At 68.1% G+C, this 17871-nt stretch carries 15 protein-coding genes; 14 read left to right on the top strand and 1 reads right to left on the bottom strand.

Annotated features, from left to right (window positions below):
- Positions 1–41 precede the first annotated feature (41 nt).
- The 12 genes from BMY22_RS06270 (at position 42) to BMY22_RS06215 (ending at position 14488) form a co-directional block, all read left to right on the top strand.
- The gene (locus tag BMY22_RS06270; RefSeq protein WP_090620423.1) at positions 42–965 is read left to right on the top strand and encodes a branched-chain amino acid transaminase; all 924 of its coding nucleotides are present in this window, start codon (positions 42–44) and stop codon (positions 963–965) included.
- 167 nt (positions 966–1132) lie between these two features.
- A complete protein-coding gene (gene waaF, locus BMY22_RS06265) occupies positions 1133–2182 on the top strand; it encodes a lipopolysaccharide heptosyltransferase II (protein ID WP_090620422.1) in 1050 nt (349 codons plus the stop codon).
- On the top strand, positions 2183–3247 hold the full coding sequence (gene waaC / locus BMY22_RS06260) for a lipopolysaccharide heptosyltransferase I (protein WP_090620421.1): 1065 nt from the start codon (positions 2183–2185) through the stop codon (positions 3245–3247).
- Positions 3248–3320: 73 nt separating this feature from the next.
- Positions 3321–4445 (top strand): glycosyltransferase family 4 protein, encoded by a 1125-nt coding sequence (locus tag BMY22_RS06255; RefSeq protein ID WP_090620419.1) that lies wholly within the window; start codon positions 3321–3323, stop codon positions 4443–4445.
- Between the two features lie 34 nt (positions 4446–4479).
- Positions 4480–5295 carry a lipopolysaccharide core heptose(I) kinase RfaP gene (rfaP, locus tag BMY22_RS06250; protein WP_090620417.1) on the top strand — a complete coding sequence of 272 codons (816 nt, stop codon included), beginning with the start codon at positions 4480–4482 and terminating at the stop codon, positions 5293–5295.
- Positions 5292–6029: a lipopolysaccharide kinase InaA family protein gene (locus tag BMY22_RS06245; RefSeq protein WP_090620415.1), complete on the top strand. Its 738-nt coding sequence runs from the start codon at positions 5292–5294 to the stop codon at positions 6027–6029. The genes rfaP and BMY22_RS06245 overlap by 4 nt, the downstream gene beginning before the upstream one ends.
- A 76-nt stretch (positions 6030–6105) precedes the next feature.
- Entirely contained in the window at positions 6106–7563 is a 1458-nt protein-coding gene (locus BMY22_RS06240) for a lipopolysaccharide kinase InaA family protein (RefSeq protein WP_090620413.1), read from the top strand.
- Between the two features lie 14 nt (positions 7564–7577).
- On the top strand, positions 7578–9332 hold the full coding sequence (locus BMY22_RS06235; RefSeq protein WP_090620411.1) for a carbamoyltransferase family protein: 1755 nt from the start codon (positions 7578–7580) through the stop codon (positions 9330–9332).
- A 56-nt stretch (positions 9333–9388) separates the two neighbouring features.
- Positions 9389–10675, top strand: a complete 1287-nt coding sequence (locus tag BMY22_RS06230) for a glycosyltransferase family protein (RefSeq protein ID WP_090620409.1) — start codon at positions 9389–9391, stop codon at positions 10673–10675.
- Positions 10676–10754: 79 nt separating this feature from the next.
- Positions 10755–11858, top strand: a complete 1104-nt coding sequence (locus BMY22_RS06225) for a capsular polysaccharide export protein, LipB/KpsS family (protein WP_090620408.1) — start codon at positions 10755–10757, stop codon at positions 11856–11858.
- A 111-nt stretch (positions 11859–11969) separates the two neighbouring features.
- Positions 11970–12950, top strand: coding sequence for a glycosyltransferase family 8 protein (locus BMY22_RS06220; RefSeq protein ID WP_244158808.1), 981 nt, complete (start codon positions 11970–11972; stop codon positions 12948–12950).
- Positions 12951–13249: 299 nt separating this feature from the next.
- Complete coding sequence (locus BMY22_RS06215; protein WP_244158807.1) at positions 13250–14488, top strand: O-antigen ligase family protein; 1239 nt, start codon at positions 13250–13252, stop codon at positions 14486–14488.
- A 30-nt stretch (positions 14489–14518) separates the two neighbouring features.
- Here BMY22_RS06215 and BMY22_RS06210 read toward each other — a convergent pair whose 3' ends face one another.
- Positions 14519–15148, bottom strand: a complete 630-nt coding sequence (locus BMY22_RS06210) for a protein kinase family protein (RefSeq protein WP_090620404.1) — start codon at positions 15146–15148, stop codon at positions 14519–14521.
- 33 nt (positions 15149–15181) lie between these two features.
- Here BMY22_RS06210 and msbA point away from each other — a divergent pair, with 33 nt between their 5' ends.
- Both msbA and BMY22_RS06200 read left to right on the top strand, forming a co-directional pair.
- Positions 15182–16972: a lipid A export permease/ATP-binding protein MsbA gene (gene msbA, locus BMY22_RS06205; protein ID WP_090620491.1), complete on the top strand. Its 1791-nt coding sequence runs from the start codon at positions 15182–15184 to the stop codon at positions 16970–16972.
- The gene (locus tag BMY22_RS06200; RefSeq protein ID WP_090620402.1) at positions 16972–17868 is read left to right on the top strand and encodes a GNAT family N-acetyltransferase; all 897 of its coding nucleotides are present in this window, start codon (positions 16972–16974) and stop codon (positions 17866–17868) included. The genes msbA and BMY22_RS06200 overlap by 1 nt, the downstream gene beginning before the upstream one ends.
- The last annotated feature ends 3 nt before the right edge of the window (positions 17869–17871 follow it).

Here is a 17871-nt window from a genome sequence, read left to right as displayed (position 1 = left end):
GATGTGAATTACGTATCGAATTCTTGAGGAGCAGGCTAATTATGTCGATGGCCGACCGTGATGGTGTGATCTGGTACGACGGCGAACTGGTGCAGTGGCGCGACGCGACCACCCATGTGCTGACCCACAGCCTGCACTACGGGATGGGCGTGTTCGAAGGCGTGCGTGCCTACAACACCCCGCAGGGCACGGCGGTCTTCCGCCTGCAGGCGCACACCGACCGCCTGTTCGACTCGGCGCACATCATGGGCATGAAGATCCCCTACACCAAGGACGAGATCAACGAGGCGACCCGCGCCGCGGTGCGCGAGAACAAGCTGGACAGCGCCTACATCCGCCCGCTGGCCTTCTACGGCTCGGAAGGCATGGGCCTGCGCGCCAGCGGCCTGAAGGTCCACGTGATCGTCGCCGCCTGGCACTGGGGCGCCTACATGGGCGAGGACGCGCTGGAGCAGGGCATCAAGATCCGCACCAGCTCCTTCACCCGCCACCACGTGAACATCACCATGACCCGCGCCAAGTCCAGCGGCGCCTACGTCAACTCCATGCTGGCCCTGCAGGAGGCGATCTCCGGCGGCGCCGACGAGGCCCTGCTGCTCGATCCGGAAGGCTACGTGGCCGAGGGTTCGGGGGAGAACATCTTCATCGTCAAGGACGGCGTGATCTACACCCCGGAAGTCACTGCCTGCCTGAACGGCATCACCCGCAACACCGTGCTGACCCTGGCGCGCGAGATGGGCATCGAGATCGTCGAGAAGCGCATCACCCGCGACGAGGTGTACATCGCCGACGAGGCCTTCTTCACCGGCACCGCCGCCGAGGTCACGCCGATCCGCGAAGTGGACGGCCGGCAGATCGGCATCGGCCGCCGCGGCCCGGTCAGCGAGAAGCTGCAGCGCGCCTACTTCGACCTGGTCACCGGCAAGACCGACGCCCACCCCGAGTGGCGCACCCTGGTCAAGTAAGCACGATGTAGGGTGGGTTGGGCGTAGGGCGGGTTAGGCCGCAGGCCGTAACCCGCCATTCGGTCCGCAGGGCCGGCAATCGGCAGATCGACCAGCGGATGCCCGAGGCATCCATGGCGGGTTACGCTGCTACGCAGCTAACCCGCCCTACGACCAGACGAACCCCTATGAATATCCTGATCATCGGTCCCAGCTGGGTCGGCGACATGGTGATGGCGCAGACCCTGTTGGTCTGCCTGAAGCAGCGCCATCCCGATTGCGCCATCGACGTGCTGGCACCCGAGTGGAGCCGGCCGATCCTCGAGCGCATGCCCGAGGTGCGCCGCGCGCTGAGCCTTCCGCTCGGTCACGGGGTGCTCGACCTGGCCACCCGCTGGCGGGTCGCCCGGGGCCTGCGCGGCCAGTACGACCAGGCGATCCTGCTGCCCAATTCGCTGAAGTCGGCGCTGGTGCCGCTCTTCGCCGGCATCCCCAGGCGCACCGGCTGGCGCGGCGAGATGCGCTTCGGCCTGCTCAACGACATCCGTCGGCTGGACAAGAACCGCTACCCGCTGATGATCGAGCGCTTCATGGCGCTCGCCTATGCGCCCGACACCGAACTGCCGCAGCCCTATCCGCGGCCGGCCCTGCGCATCGAGCCGCAGAGCCGCGCGGCGGCGTTGCAGAAGTTCGGCCTGCGCCTCGGCCGGCCGCTGCTGGCGCTCTGTCCCGGCGCCGAGTTCGGCGAGGCCAAGCGCTGGCCGGCCGAGCACTACGCCGCGGTGGCCGAGGCCAAGCTGCGCGCCGGCTGGCAGGTCTGGCTGTTCGGCTCGAAGAACGACCATCCGGTCGGCGAGGCGATCCGCGCCGCCCTGGCTCCCGAGCTGCGCGAGGCGACCGCCAACCTGGCCGGGGAAACCAGCCTGGCCGAGGCGCTCGACCTGTTGTCCTGTGCCGACGCGGTGGTCTCCAACGATTCCGGGCTGATGCACGTGGCCGCCGCGCTGGGCCGCCCGCTGGTGGCGGTGTACGGCTCCACCTCGCCGCAGTTCACCCCGCCGCTGGCCGAGCAGGTGGAAATCGTCCGCCTGGGCCTGGACTGCAGTCCCTGTTTCGAGCGCACCTGCCGCTTCGGCCACTACGACTGCCTGCGCGCGCTGGCGCCGCCGGCGGTGCTGGACGCCCTGCAGCGTCTCGCCGGCGACCCCTTGCCCGACCCGCGGCCGCAGGAGCCCTGAGTGCGCGTACTGCTGATCAAGACCTCCTCGCTGGGCGACGTCGTCCACACCCTGCCGGCGCTGACCGACGCGGCGCGGGCGCTGCCCGGCATCCGCTTCGACTGGGTGGTGGAGGAGGGCTTCGCCGAGATTCCCGCCTGGCACCCGGCGGTGGAGCGGGTGATCCCGGTGGCCATCCGCCGCTGGCGCCGCAACCTCCGGCAGGCCGCGACCCGCGACGAGTGGCGGCGTTTCCGGCAGAGCCTGGCGGCGAGCCGCTACGACCTGGTGATCGACGCCCAGGGCCTGCTGAAAAGCGCCTGGCTGACCCGCTTCGGCGGCGCACCGGTGGCCGGGCTGGACCGCCGCTCGGCGCGCGAGCCGCTGGCCAGTCTCTTTTATGGTCGTCGCTATCCCGTGCCTTGGGGTCAGCACGCGGTGGAGCGGGTGCGCCAGCTGTTCGCCCAGGCGCTGGGCTACCCGCTGCCGGCGACGGTCGGCGACTACGGCCTGGATCGCCAGCGCCTGGCCGCGCCGGCGGGTGCGCCCTACCTGCTGTTCCTCCACGGCACCACCTGGGCCAGCAAGCACTGGCCGGAAAGCTACTGGCGCGCGCTGGCCGAACGCATGGCCGGCGAGGGCTGGGCGGTGCGCCTGCCCTGGGGCAATGCGGCGGAGCAGGCCCGCGCCGAGCGCATCGCCGCGGGGCTGGCGGCGGTCGAGGTGCTGCCCAGGACCAACCTCGCCGGCCTCGCCGGGATTCTCGCTGGGGCCGGCGCCTGCGTGGCGGTGGACACTGGCCTCGGCCACCTGGCGGCGGCGCTGGACGTGCCGACCGTTTCCCTCTACGGCCCGACCGATCCGCGCCTGACCGGCGCCTATGGCCGCGGCCAGCGCCATCTGAGCAGCGACTACCCGGCCTGCGTGCCCTGCCTGCAGGAGACCTGCGGCTACCGGCCGACCGAGGAGGATCGTCGCCGGCTGGACCTGAGCCGCGAGCAGCCGGTGTGCTTCAGCCGCCTCGACCCGCGGCGGGTGGCCGGCGAGCTGCAGGCGCTGCTCAGCGAGGCGACGGGCCGATGCTGACCGGGCCGGCCCTTTCGTCCGTCGCGTCCGTGCGACCGGCGCCGATCCCTGCTTTCGCCGACAGGATTTCCTGATGCAGCTGGCTTTCATCCTTTATAAGTACTTTCCCTTCGGCGGGCTGCAGCGCGATTTCCTGCGCATCGCCCTGGAGTGCCAGCAGCGCGGGCATGCCATCCGGGTCTACAGCCTGTCCTGGGAGGGCGAGATTCCGGCGGGCTTCGAGATCCTGATCGCCCCGGTCAAGGCGCTGTTCAACCATCGCCGCAACGAGAAGTTCACCGCCTGGGTGCAGGCCGACCTGGCGCGCCGCCCGGTGGAGCGGGTGGTCGGCTTCAACAAGATGCCCGGGCTGGACGTCTACTACGCCGCCGACCCCTGCTACGAGGACAAGGCGCAGACCCTGCGCAACCCGCTCTACCGCCTGTGGGGGCGTTACAGGCACTTTGCCGACTACGAGCGTGCGGTGTTCGCGCCGCAGTCGAAGACCCAGGTTTTGATGATTTCCGAGGTGCAGCAGCCGCTGTTCGTCAAGCACTACGGCACTCCGGCCGGGCGCTTCCACCTGCTGCCGCCGGGGATTGCCGCCGACCGCCGCGCACCGGCCAACGCCGACGAGATCCGCGCCGACTTTCGCCGCGAGTTCGGCCTGGCCGACGACGAGCTGCTGCTGGTACAGATCGGCTCCGGCTTCAAGACCAAGGGCCTGGATCGCAGCCTCAAGGCGCTCGCCGCGCTGCCCGGCGCGCTGAGGTCGCGCACCCGGCTGATCGCCATCGGCCAGGACGACCCGCGGCCCTTCCTGCTGCAGGTCAAGGCGCTCGGCCTGTCCGGGCAGGTCGAGATCTTCAAGGGGCGCAGCGACATCCCGCGCTTTCTGCTCGGCGCCGACCTCTTGATCCATCCGGCCTACAACGAGAACACCGGCACCGTGCTGCTCGAGGCGCTGGTCGCCGGGCTGCCGGTGCTGGTCACCGATGTCTGTGGCTATGCTCACTACGTCGCCGAGGCGGGCTGCGGACAGGTGGTGCCCAGCCCCTTCGAGCAGGAGCACTTCAACCGGATGCTCGCCGACCTGCTCGCCGCCGACGACCGGCGCGCCCTCTGCCGGCGCAATGGCCTGTCCTATGCCGAAACCGCCGACCTCTACTCCATGCCGCAGCGGGCGGCCGACCTGATCCTGGCGGAGCCGGTCGCGTGAGCGGTTTGCCTGGCTCCTGCAGGGATGTATATCGATGCGACTGATTCTCTCCGAGCCCTTCAAGTCCCTCTGGGCCGGGCACGACGCCTTCGCCGAGGTCGAGCGCCTGCAGGGGCAGGTCTACCGCGAGCTGGAGGCCCGGCGCACCCTGCGTACCGAGGTGGACGGGCGCGGCTATTTCGTCAAGATCCACCGCGGCATCGGTTGGGGCGAGATCCTCAAGAACCTGCTGACCGCCAAGGCGCCGGTGCTCGGCGCCGCCCAGGAGTGGACGGCGCTTGAGCGCCTCGCCGAGGCGGGGGTGCCGACCATGCGGGCGGTGGCTTTCGGCGAGCGCGGCGACAACCCGGCGCGCCAGCACTCCTTCCTGATCACCGAGGAGCTGGCGCCGACCGTCAGCCTCGAGGACTTCTGCCTCGACTGGCCGAGCCGGCCGCCGGCGCCGCGTCTGAAGCACGCGCTGATCGCCGAGGTGGCGCGGCTGACCGCCGGCATGCATGGTGCCGGGGTGAACCATCGCGACTGCTACCTCTGCCACTTCCTGCTGCACACCGATCGGCCGATCGAGCCCGACAGCCTGCGCCTGTCGCTGATCGACCTGCACCGCGCGCAGACCCGGGTGCGCACGCCGCGGCGCTGGCGCGACAAGGACCTGGCCGCGCTGTACTTCTCGGCGCTGGACATCGGCCTGACTCGCCGCGACAAGCTGCGTTTCCTGCGCGGCTATTTCCGCCAGCCGCTGCGCCGGATACTGCGCGAGGAGGCCCGGCTGATCGCCCGTCTGGAGGCCCAGGCCGGGCGCCTGCTGGCGCGCTTCCGGCGCAAGGCGGCGGAGGGCAATCCGCTATGAGCGTCTGGCGACTGGCCGTCGACCTAGAGCCCTCGGCGGCGCGGGCTTTTGCCAGCCTGGACGCGGTCTTCGCCCTGGAGGGCGAGCGGGTGTCCCGCAGTCCGCTGTCCGACGTGATCCGCGTCGAGATCGCCGGCGAGCGCTACTATGTCAAGCGCTACCGCTCGGCGGGCAAGGGGCTGCGCCGCTACCTGGGGCGGCCGCGGGTCAAGGCCGAGTGGCAGAATCTCAGGCGCTTCGCCACGTGGGGCATTGCCACTGCGCCCCTGGCGGCCTGGGGGCTGGAGCGCAGCGGCGGGGCCTTCCTGCGCGGTGCGCTGATCACCCGCGAGCTGTCCGGCACCCAGGATCTCGCCCGGCTGGCCAAGGACAACGCTCCGTGCCTGGCCGATCCGCGCTGGGTGGACGGGGTTAGCCGCCAGTTGGCCCGGGCGACCCGGCTCATGCACGACCACCACTTCGTCCACAACGACCTGAAGTGGCGCAACCTGCTGGTCGACGGGGAGGGCCGGTTGTTCTTCATCGACTGCCCGCTGGGTGGCTTCTGGTGGGGGCACTGGCTGCGCCGGCGGATCGTCAAGGACCTCGCCTGTCTGGACAAGGTGGCCAAGTACCAGCTGTCGCGCACCCAGCGGCTGCGTTTCTACCTGCAGTACCGCCGGCGCAGCAGGCTGAACGCCAGCGACAAGGTGCGCATCCGGCAGATCCTGAAGTATTTCGAGGGGCGCGAATGAGCGAGCGCATCGCCGTTGCGCCGGACACCGGGCATGGAGGGCTGTCGACGCGACAGCCCGGAAAGGAGCGTCTTTCATGAATCTGCGCCAGCTGGAAAAGGCCGGCCGCCAGCCGGAACTGCCGCTGCTCGTCGAACTGGCCGATGCCGCCGGGCCGGCCACCCTGCGTCTGGACAGCCTGCTGCGCGTGCTGCCGGGGCAGCGCTACGTCGGCCGCGGCGAGTGGCGCGGGCAGCGGGTGCTGGCCAAGCTCCTGGTCGGCGACAAGGCGGCACGGCACTTCCAGCGCGAGCTGAAGGGCGTGCACCTGCTCGCCGGCCAGCAGCAGGCCACCCCGCGGCTGCTCGCCGAGGGCCTGGTCGAGGGCGAAGGCGGCTGGCTGCTGTTCGACTATCTGGACGGCGCGCACAGCCTGGCCGACGCCTGGCAGCGCGTGGAGCACGAGCCGCTGCTCTCGGACGGCCAGCAGGCGGTGCTCGGCGAGGCCCTGGCCGCGATTGCCGGCCTGCATGCCAGGGGACTGTGGCAGGCCGACCTGCACCTGGACAACCTGTTGCGCCACGGCGGGCGGCTGCAGGTGGTCGACGGCGGCGCGGTGCAGGCGGAGACGCCCGGCCAGCCGCTGTCCCGCGAGCGGGCGCTGGAGAACCTCGGGGCCTTCTTCGCCCAGTTCCCGGCGCAGCTCGAGCCCTTCATCGAGGAGCTGCTGGTGCACTACCTGCTGGCCAACGGCGAGCACGCCCTGCCGCTGGAGGCGCTGCTTGAGGAGGTGGCCAGGGTGCGCCGCTGGCGGCTGCGCGACTTTCTCGCCAAGCTCGGCCGCGACTGCACGCTGTTCAGCGTGCAGCGCGGAGCCATGGGGCTGTGTGCGCTGCGTCGCGACAGCGAGGCCTTGTTGCGCCCGCTCCTGGCCATCCCGGATACGTTCATCGGACAGGGACATATCTACAAGACCGGTGGGGCCGCCACCGTGGCGCGGGTCGCGCTGTGCGGCCGGGCCCTGGTCGTCAAGCGCTACAACATCAAGGGGTTCGGCCACTGGCTCAGGCGCTTCTGGCGACCCAGCCGCGGCTGGCACAGCTGGGTCGCGGGCAACCGCCTGGCCTTTCTCGGCATCCCCACGCCGCGCCCGCTGGCGGTGCTCGAACAACGCTGCTGCGGGTTGCGCGGGCGCGCCTACCTGATTACCGAGTACTGCGGCGGGCAGGATATACTCGCGCGCTTCCAGCCGTACCTGGACGGCGCGCCGCCGGAGGAAGAGCTGCTGGCGCTGGATCGGCTGTTCGCCGTCCTGCTGCGCGAGCGGATCAGTCATGGCGACCTCAAGGGCAACAACCTGCTCTGGCAGGATGGCCACTGGCTGCTGATCGACCTCGATGCGCTCGAGCAGCATCGCGGCGGCGCCCGCTTCGAGCGCGCCTTCGCCGAGGACCGTGCGCGCTTCTTGCGCAACTGGCCGGCCGACTCGGCGTTGCACCGGCTGCTCGACCAACGCTTACCGCGGGCAGCGGATGCCCGCACCACTGAAGAGTAAAGAGGCTAGACCCTGTGGCACTGACGATTCTCGGCCTGTCCGGCGCCCTCAGTCACGATCCTTCCGCCGCCCTGTACATCGACGGCAAGCTGGTCGCGGCCGCCGAAGAAGAGCGCTTCGTGCGCGACAAGCACGCGAAGAACCGCATGCCCTACGAGTCGGCCAAGTTCTGCCTGGAATTCGCCGGCATCAAGCCTTCCGACGTCGACGTGGTGGCCATTCCCTTCGCGCCGATCAGCCTGTTCGACAAGGCCCGCTGGCACTACGCCAGGCGCTACTGGTACGCCCCGGACCGGGCGCTGGACGCGATCCTGACGGGCAATCGCCGCTACCAGCGCTACCGCACGCGCATCCAGTGGTGCCTGCAGCAGCTCGGCTTCGACCTGAAGAAGGTCAGGATCGAGGCGGTCGAGCACCACCTGGCCCACGCCTCCAGCGCCTACCACTGCGCGGGCTTCCAGGAAAAGACCGCGATCCTCGGCATCGACGGCAAGGGCGAGTACGCCACCACCTTCTTCGGCTGGGGCGAGAGCGGGCAGATCCACAAGATCAAGGAGTTCTACGACCCGGATTCGCTCGGCGGTCTGTACGGCGCGATCACCGAGTATCTCGGTTTCGAGATGCTCGACGGCGAGTTCAAGGTGATGGGCATGGCGCCCTACGGCGACGCCGCCCGCTACGACTTCTCGCGGCTGGCCCGCTTCGAGAACGGCGAGCTGACCATCAACACCGACTACGCCAACGTCATCGGTTTCCGTCGCTACAAGGACAAGGGCAAGGGCTACTACTTCTCGCCCAAGCTGGTCGAGTGGCTGGGACCCAGGCGCGAGGGCGACGTCGCCGACGAGCCCTACATCCACTACGCTGCCAGCATGCAGGCGCTGTTCGAGAAGCTGGCGCTGCAGATGATGGATCACTACCTCGGCGACATCATCCGCGAGACCGGGCGGATCGCCTTCTCCGGCGGCTGCGCGCTGAACGTCAAGCTCAACCAGAAGATCATCGCCCGCCCGGAGGTCAAGGAGCTGTTCGTCCAGCCGGCCTCCGGCGACGCCGGCACTGCGGTGGGCGCCGCGGCCTACGTCTCGGTCCGGCGCGGCGTGCCGGTGGAGAAGATGGAGCACGTCTACCTCGGACCGAGCTACAGCAACGAGGACGTCATCGCCGCCTGCGCCAGGCACCCGCAGAAACCCGTCTGGAAGCGGATCGACGACGTCGAGCGGCGCATCGCCCGGATCATGGTCGACGGCCATCCGGTGGCCTGGTTCCAGGGCCGCATGGAGTTCGGCCCGCGCGCCCTCGGCGGGCGCTCGATCATCGGCTGCCCGAGCGCGGCCGGCGTGGCCGACCGGATCAACGAGCAGATCAAGTTCCGCGAGCGCTGGCGGCCGTTCTGCCCGTCGATGCTCGATACCGTCGCCCCGCAGATGCTCAAGGTCGACCACCCTTCGCCGTTCATGACCTTCACCTTCGAGGTCAACGAGGAGTGGAAGGGTCGCGTGCCGGAAGTGGTCCACGAGGACGGCACTTCGCGCGCCCAGGTGCTCGAGCGTCGCCACAACCCGCGCTGGTACGACCTGATGCTGGAGCTGGAAAACCTCACCGGCAACGGCGTGTCGCTCAATACCTCGCTGAACCGTCGTGGCGAGCCGATGGTCTGCTCGCCGACCGATGCGCTGAACATGTTCTACGGCTCGGACCTGCGCTACCTGATCATGGAAGACATCCTGGTGGTCAAGGACGGGATGGACGGGTATGACCCGCTCTGACGGGCCGTGCGGGCGGGCGCTGCCGATGGTCGCCTCTTGGCGGCGGAGCGATGGGCATGTCTGAGGGCGTCCGGAGCGTTCCGCCGCCCGAGGGTGCATGGCTGCACAAGGCCCGGAGGCTGGACCGCTATCGCTGGCGACTGCTGCGCGAGCGTCATGCGTGGCCGGGGGCGGCGCTGCGCTTCTGTCGGGATGCGCTGCTGGACCTGATCTTCGGCATCCGCGCGCACCTGTATCTTCCCAAGGCCCGCCCGCCGGGCGGCGAGTCCTGCGCCTTCTTGCTGCTGCACAGCGGACCCAAGATGATCCCGCTGCAGCGCAAGAAGCCCCTGATCGAGGCCCTGTGCGGCGCCGGTCACCGCCTGGTGGAGACCGCCCTGGTGGATTCGCGGGCGGTCATCGCCGGACGCCTGCTGGCCCGGCCGCCGCAGCCGGTGCCGTTGCGCTATTTCGGCTATGCCGCCTACGCCGAATGGCTGGTCGCCCAGCACGATCCGCAGGTGCTGCTCAACGACCGGAACGGCAGCCTGTACAGCCCGTTCCTGCGCCTTTCGCTCGCTCGCCGCAGGCGTCTGCTGGTGCAGCTGGCCCACGCCACGACGCTGGAGGACTCCCGGCGCCTGAGCATGACCGACTACGACTACTATTTCCTGTTCGGCCGAAGTTCGCTGGACGCCTTGCGCGCCAGGCGGCTGCGTTTCGGCGATACCCAGGCGGTGCTGTCCGGCTCCCACCTGATCGACCGCGCCTACGATCTGCCGCCGGCCGACGGCGCCGTACGGACCCTGCTGATTCTCGGCGTCGGCCCCGACCGGGAAAAGGAGGCCGGCTACCTGCACACCTATGCGCTGCTGCGGGACTGGGCCGCGAGTCATCCGGAGTACCGGGTGCTGGTCAAGACGCACCCGCGCAGCAGGATGCCGTTCTGGCGGGAGGCGGCCGGGCGGCATGCCAACATCGAGGTGCTGCCGGCCGGCAGCAGCCTGGCCGAAGCCCTCGGCCGGGCCAGCGTGGCGGTCAACATCATGTCCAATGCGGTGATCGAGGCGGCCCTGGCGCAGCGGCCCATCGTCTACTGCAACCTCGGCAGCGAGCAGGATATCTTTAGCCAGGAGCGCTTCTTCGGCGAGGGGGTGACCAGTCAGGAAGGGCTTCGGCAGCGCTTGCTGGACATCGAGCAGGATTATGCCCGGTACGTCGAGAGGACCCGTGCCTTTATCCAGCATCATCTGGTGCATGGGGTGGAGGGCCTGGCGACGACCCGGCGCCTGCTCGAGGCGCTGCTGGCCGATGCGCAACTGCCCGAGGGGGTCGAGCAATGCCGCTTGCCGGGAACGCACTAGAAAAACCTTCTTTCAGCCGCTTTTTTCTTCAGTTCGCCTGCGCCGGCAGCCCGGCCGGGCAGGATGCGCCGGATTAACCATGAGCCATTTTCTATTCCTGGCTCTGGCCAAGCACCAGAGCATTTATTTCCAGCGCCTGCTGGAGGCGACCGACCTCCGGGGTAGGCTGGCGGTTCCGGGCGATCTTCCCTGGCCACGGCCCTGGGACCTGCCGAGGATCGCCGGTCGCATCGACTGGACGACCCTGGTCGAGGAGAAGTGCCAGGAGCGCCGCGTCAAGCGCAAGTATCAGGGGCTCCTCTATCGCCTGCTGCTGCGTCTGGAGCTGCTCTGGATGGCCTTGAGCGTCCAGGCGCTGCTGGAGCGCGAGCGGCCGACGGCCGTGGTCATGTGGAACGGTTCCCACCGCTACTGCCAGTTGCTGCAGGCCCTGCTGCCGGCGGGATGCCGCACCTTCTTCTTCGAGAACGGCCTGCTGCCCAATACCACCACCCTCGATCCGAAGGGGGTCAATTTCCGCAATTCCGTACCGCGCGATGCCGCCTTCTACCGGCGCTATGCGGCCGACCGGCCGGACGAGGCGCACAGTGCGGTCACCTTGGTGCCGCGCAAGCCGCGCCATACGGGGCTGGAGCCCGTCGTGCTGCCCGAGCGCTACGTGTTCGTCCCTTTCCAGGAGGACCGGGACTCCCAGGTGCGCCTGTTCTCGCCCTGGGTCGGCGACATGCGCCAGCTGTTCGCCCTGGGCGAGCGGCTGGTCGCCGAAACGGGCCTGACCGTGGTGTTCAAGGAGCATCCGTCCAGTCGCGACGCCTATCCCGAACTGCACCAGCGCACCCACGAACGTCTGCTGTTCGCCAACGGCAACAGCACCCAGGCGCTGATCGAGGGCAGCCAGTTCGTCGTCACCCTGAACTCGACCGTGGGCCTGGAGAGCATCCTGCTGGGCAAGCCGGTGGTCACCCTGGGCCAGGCCTTCTTCAGCATCGAAGGGGTGACCATGCAGGCGGACTCGGCCGACGAGCTGGTGCGCCTCGCCCGACAGTTCCCCGACTGGCCCCTCGACGATGCCTTGCGCAGGAGCTTCCTGCATTACCTGAAAAATGAGTACTGTGTAGCGGGACGCTGGCAGGATGCCGGTGCTGAGCACTTGCAGGAAGTTGCGCGCAGAATGCAGGCGTGAGGGCTGTTCATCTTGTCTAGAAAAATAGCGATGCCTTTCTTGGGGGCGACCCTCCCGAGCAGGCCTTCCCTGGGGCTGCGATCCTCTCGAGGCGAAGCGGCCAGAGAGGGATTGTCCGGTGCCGTCGGGAAAGACCGGGATACCCTGCATATCGCCTTTGGCGTGGACGAGAACTACGTGCACCCGATGGGCGTTACCATCACCTCGATCGTCGAGAACAATCCCGGTCTGGATCTGGTCTTCCATGTCTTCATTGCCGAGATTTCGCAGGCCAACCGCGAACGCCTCGAGCAGTTGGAAATCCATTTCAGAAGGCCCATCGATATCCATCCGATCGAGGATCTGGCCGAGATCCGCGAGCAGAATGTCAGCAAGAGCCACGCCTATATCTCGAAGGCCGCCTATACCCGCTTGCTGATTCCGGAAGCCCTGCAGGGCGTGACCGACCGCGTGCTTTATCTCGATGCGGACATTCTGTGCGTCGGCAATGTGGCCAGGCTGCTGGAGATGGATGTCGGCGACACCGCCGCGGCGGTGATCCGCGATATCAACGCGCCGGCCATGTGCTCCAGGCTCGCGGAAAAGGGGCTGGCCCTGGGGGATTATTTCAATTCCGGCGTTTTATACATCAACATTCCCCGCTGGATTGCCACCGGGGTATCCGAGCGGACGCTGGAGAAGATCGCCGACCCGGTGCTGAATCTCGGCTATTTCGACCAGGACGCGTTGAATATCGTGCTCGACGGCAGCGTGCGCTTCATCGACCGGACCTGGAACTACCAGTACGGCCTGACCGGCAGGCTGAAGAAGGTCAAGGACGCCATGGATGTCCCGTCGAATACGAAGTTCGTCCATTTCATCGGTCCGATGAAGCCCTGGCGCACCTGGAATCCCCACGAGTCCAAGTCGCTGTTCCTCAAGTATCAGAAGCGCTCGCCCTGGGCGGGAATCAACCTGGACGACGGGTTTACGCCCAGGGAGTTCTACGTTTATTCGAAATTCATGTACCGGCTCATGTTCAGGCAGCGGCGCTGGCTGCAGGGGCTTGTCTGGTACGGGAAGTTCCTGCGCAGGAAATATCTCGCGGAGTGAGGCGGCCGGCGGCCGAATTGCCGGGGGAGGGGATGTATTCTATAAGCCTCTTGCCGGGCTCTTGGGCGCTGCGCGCCGGCAAAGAGCCCGCGTTGTCCGGGGGCCGTCGAGCCATTGCCCCGAGAGTCCGCGGTTGCCGTTATGACAGGATGATGGCCTTGTAGCATCATACGCGCCCGCCCTGAGGCGGCTCTCCCGTGAGTCGAATGCCGCGGTTGGGCCGTGCGGTTGTGCAGGCCATCGAGGCATCGCGATTCGGGTGCGCTCTGCGCAGGAAAAAGATTTCGAAGGGAGTCGCCGTGATTTCTACTCAACGCTTGGCCCCGCTGTCGCGGTTTTCCAATGCCTGGCCGTATGTGCTGGGGACTGGCCTGGTCGTGCAATTGACCGGCCTGCTGTTCAACAACGACGGCAGCCGCTATGCCACCCAGACCTATCTGTCGCTGTTCGTTCCCGCGCTCCTGCTGTTGCTGTTCCGGCGCCTGTCCGCGGCAACCTGGCGCCAGCCGTCGGGAGGCATCCTGCTCGGGCTGTGCGCCTGGGTCCTGCTCTGCGGCTGGTTGAACCCGGGCTCCAGCAGCGGGCCTTCCCACTGGTCCAAGATCGTCCTCCTGGTTCTCCTGTACGTGTTCGCCGTGGCCAGCCTGGTCAGGCAGCCGCGGGTCTTCGCCGGACTGTTGGTCGCCGCCGTGACCGTGGCGGCGGTCTTTGCCTGGCTGACGCTGTATTACCAGTTCGGCGTGCTGGACAAGCCGCTGGACTATCAGGCGCTGCGTTTGACCGGACGCTTGAGCGAGCTGGGCTGGAACGGTCTGGCGGATCTGGACCATCCCATCGTCGCCGGCCTGTACTACGGGGTTTTCGCGGTGCTGGCGACCGGACTGCTGGTCGCTCTTCCGGTCCGCGCCTGGCAGGCCGCTCTGCTGGTCCTGGGCATGCTGGGGCTGCTCGCCTACATCCTGCTCACCTTCTCCCGCGGGGCTTGGTTTGCCACGGCGGCGGGCGTGGTCGTGATGCTCCTGCTGTTTCCCAATCTCAAGGCGAAGACCCTGCTGGGCAGCGGCACCCTGCTGCTGCTGGCCGCGCTGCTGATCTTCTGGCCGGAAATCCAGTACGAGCGCCAGGTGGGATTGAGCCACCGCGAGCTGATCTGGGCGAACTGGGGCGAGCGCCTGCCCACGTTCTGGCTGTGGGGAGCCGGCGCCGGAGCGGATTTCGAGTTCGTTTTCCCGCCGCCCGCCCAGTGGAGCGTCAAGCACGCCCACAGCCTCTACCTGCAGTTCTGGTTCGAGTACGGCCTGCCGGGCATTCTGCTGCTGGTCGCACTGCTGGCGAGCCTTTTGTGGAAAGGCTGGACCTGCCGGGCGGAACCCTTGGCGCGGCTGGGGCTGGCGTTGCTGGCGTTCGCCCTGGTGGCGATGGTTTCGGACATTTATGCCATCTTCCATCGCCCCAGCCCCTACTGGGTGGTGTTCTGGTTCCCGGTCGGCATCCTGCTGGGCGTGCAGCGCCCGCCTTCCGCGAGCGGGGCGGCCTGAACCCCGCCAGGGTCGGGCGGCGCCCGGGCGCTATTTCGCCTTGCCGGGTGCGGAGGCGCAGACCGGCCGGCGATAGAGCTCGCACAGCGTGTCGAGGGGGAAGTCCGTCAATTGGCGCCGCTCCAGGTAGTGGCGTAGATGGCAGAGGTTGCGCCGCACCAGCCAGGCGCTGAGTGCGCCCTGCCGGCAGCGCAGATCGAGGATGTCGATCAGGCCGAACTGGCCGTCGGGCATCCGGATGATGTTGCCCAGATGCAGAGAGCGGAAGTAGATCCCCCGTTCGTGCAGGTGGCGGATGAACTCCGCCAGGGCCGGCAGCAGGTCGGCGATCTGCTGCGGCGCCTGGCGGTACAGCTGTTCCACCGAGATGCCCGGCAGCGGGTGGTAGAGGCAGGCGCTCAGGCCCGCCGCGCGGTCCAGCCAGAAGGTCTCGACGATTTGGGGCGTGCGGATGCCGCGCTGCCCGAGCTGCCCGGCATTGCGGGAGAAGCGCTGGGCGGCGGGTTGCAGGCGGGCGAGCAGGGGATGGCGGCGGGTATGGAAGATTTTCAGAAAGCGGCCGTCGTCCAGGGCCACGACCTTGGGGCCGCGTCCGTCCTTTTCCAGGACCTGGCCGTTGCCCAGCCATTTTTCCAGCTCCTGCGCTGATACAATCCGCATCCTGTTCCTCAATCGATGTTCGAGGCCCGCCGTATGGCCAACCCTGTCCAGCAACCCAGCCTGAAAGTCTATCTGCGGTTGCTGAGGTACGTCCTGCCTTATACGAGGGCTTTCGCCTTCAGCATCGCCGGGTTCCTGCTGTTCGCCTCGAGCCAGCCGATGCTGGCGGAAATGCTCAAGTACTTCCTGGACGGCCTGGAAGGGCCGGGCAACGCCGCGCTGCTGGGCGTGCCGCTGCTCTATGGCGTGCCGCTGCTGATTGTACTCATTGCCTTCTACCAGGGCATAGGCTCGTTTCTCGGCAACTACTACCTGGCGAGGGTCGCCCGGGGCGTGGTGCACGACCTGCGCTGCGCCCTGTTCGACAACCTGCTGGCCCTGCCCAACCGCTATTTCGATACCCACAACTCGGGCCACCTGATCTCCCGGATCACCTACAACGTGACCATGGTGACGGGGGCGGCGACCGACGCGATCAAGGTGGTGATCCGCGAGGGGCTCACCGTCGCCTTTCTGTTCGTCTACCTGCTCATCAGCAACTGGCGGCTGACCCTGCTGCTGCTGGTACTGCTGCCGATCATCGCGCTGATGGTGACCGCGGCCAGCAAGCGCTTTCGAAAGCAGAGCCGGAAGATCCAGGACGCGATGGGCGACGTCACCCATGTCGCCTCGGAAACCATCCAGGGCTATCGGGTGGTGCGCAGCTTCGGCGGCGAGGCCTACGAGCGGAGGCGCTTTCACAAGGCCAGCGCGCTGAACATGAACCGCAGCCTGCGCATGACCCGCACCCAGGCGGTCTACACGCCGCTGCTGCAACTGGTCGTCTACAGCGGCATGGCCGTGCTGATGTACATGGTGCTCTACCTGCGCGGCGACGCCTCGGCGGGCGACCTGATCGCCTACATCACCGCGGCCGGCATGCTGCCCAAGCCGATCCGCCAGCTGTCCGAGGTCAGCGCCACCATCCAGAAGGGCCTGGCGGCGGCCGACAGCATCTTCGCCCAGCTCGACGAGGAGCAGGAAATCGACCGGGGCGGCATCGAGCGCGAGCGGATCGGCGGCCGTCTCGAGGTGCGCCACCTGAGCTTCCGCTATCCCGGCAGCAACCGGCCGGTGCTCGACGACATCGATTTTGCCATCGAGCCCGGGCAGATGGTCGCCCTGGTCGGGCGCTCGGGCAGCGGCAAGTCGACCCTGGCCAACCTGATTCCGCGCTTCTATTCGCACAGCGACGGGCAGATCCTGCTCGACGGCGTCGCGATCGAGGCGTACAGCCTGCGCAACCTGCGCCGGCACATCGCCCTGGTGACCCAGCAGGTGACCCTGTTCAACGACAGCGTGGCCAGCAACATCGCCTATGGCGATCTGGCCGGGGCGCCGCGCGAGGCCATCGAGCAGGCCGCCGAAGCCGCCTACGCCCGGGAGTTCGTCGACAAGCTGCCGCAGGGCTTCGACACCGAGGTGGGCGAGAACGGCGCGACCCTCTCCGGCGGCCAGCGCCAGCGCCTGGCGATCGCCCGGGCACTGCTCAAGGACGCGCCGCTGCTGATCCTCGACGAGGCCACCTCGGCGCTCGACACCGAGTCCGAGCGGCATATCCAGGCTGCCCTGGACCGCGTCATGCAAGGCCGCACCACGCTGGTCATCGCCCATCGGCTGTCGACCATCGAGAGGGCCGACCTGATCCTGGTGATGGACGAGGGACGCATCGTCGAGCGCGGCACCCATGCCGAGCTGCTCGCGCTCGGCGGCTACTACGCGCGCCTGCATGCCAAACAGTTCAAGGAAACCGATGAAATGCTTTCTGTGACAGGGGACGCCTGATGCTGCAGTGGTTGCGTGGCTGGCGCGAGCGCGGTTGGCGCGTCATCGACCGGACGGCCTATGCCGAGGCCTGGAGCCGCCATGGCGGCAGCGTGGCGACCCATCCCCACTTCGTCGAACGGCTCTCCGCGCTGGCGGAAATGCCCGTCCGCTACCTGGGCTGGGAGCGGGGCGGCGAGCTGCTGGCCGCCGTGCCCTGCTGGGGGCGCCATCTGGCGCTCTCGAAGGAGGTGCTGAAGCAGTCCGGCAAGCGCCGGCTGTTCGACCTGGGCAACGCCGAGGTGATCCTGCCGATCGCCGAGAACGCCTGCGTGCCGGTGCGCCAGCGGATGAGCTATGTCTCCGAGCTGAACCACGGGCGCATCGCGGCGCTGCGCGAGCAGCCCGATCAACTGGCCATGGCCCGCCCGCCGGAGAACTACAAGGGCCGCTACCGCTACAACCTGCGCCGCGACCTGCGCCTGCTGCAGGAGGCCGGCGGCCGGCTGCAGCTGATCGGCGCGCTGACGCCGGTCGAGCGCGCCGCGATCTACGCGGAACTGTTCGAGCGCCGCTGGCAGTTCGAGGTGCCGGGCAAGGCGCGGCTCGCCGAGGTCTTCGCACTGCTCGAGGCGTTCATGGCCGGCTCGGTGGTGTTTCTCGGCGAGCGGCCCATCGCGATCCAGATCCTCTACCGGGTCGAGTCGCCCCGGTGGGTCTCCTACGAGTACATCAACGGCGGTTTCGACCCCGACTGCGACAAGCTGGCCCCCGGCAGCGTGCTCACCTTCGTCAATACCCAGGACGCCTGGGCCGAGGCGCGGGCCAAGGACAAGCAGCTGCGCTATTCCTTCGGCCGCGCCGACCGCGAATACAAGGATCTCTGGTGCCACCGGGTGCCGGTCTATCAGGTCTGACGC

This window comes from Azotobacter beijerinckii (genome assembly GCF_900110885.1).
Taxonomy (GTDB): Bacteria; Pseudomonadota; Gammaproteobacteria; order Pseudomonadales; family Pseudomonadaceae; genus Azotobacter; species Azotobacter beijerinckii.
Note: the sequence above shows the minus strand (reverse complement) of the source record. Positions and strands in the feature narration are given on the sequence as shown.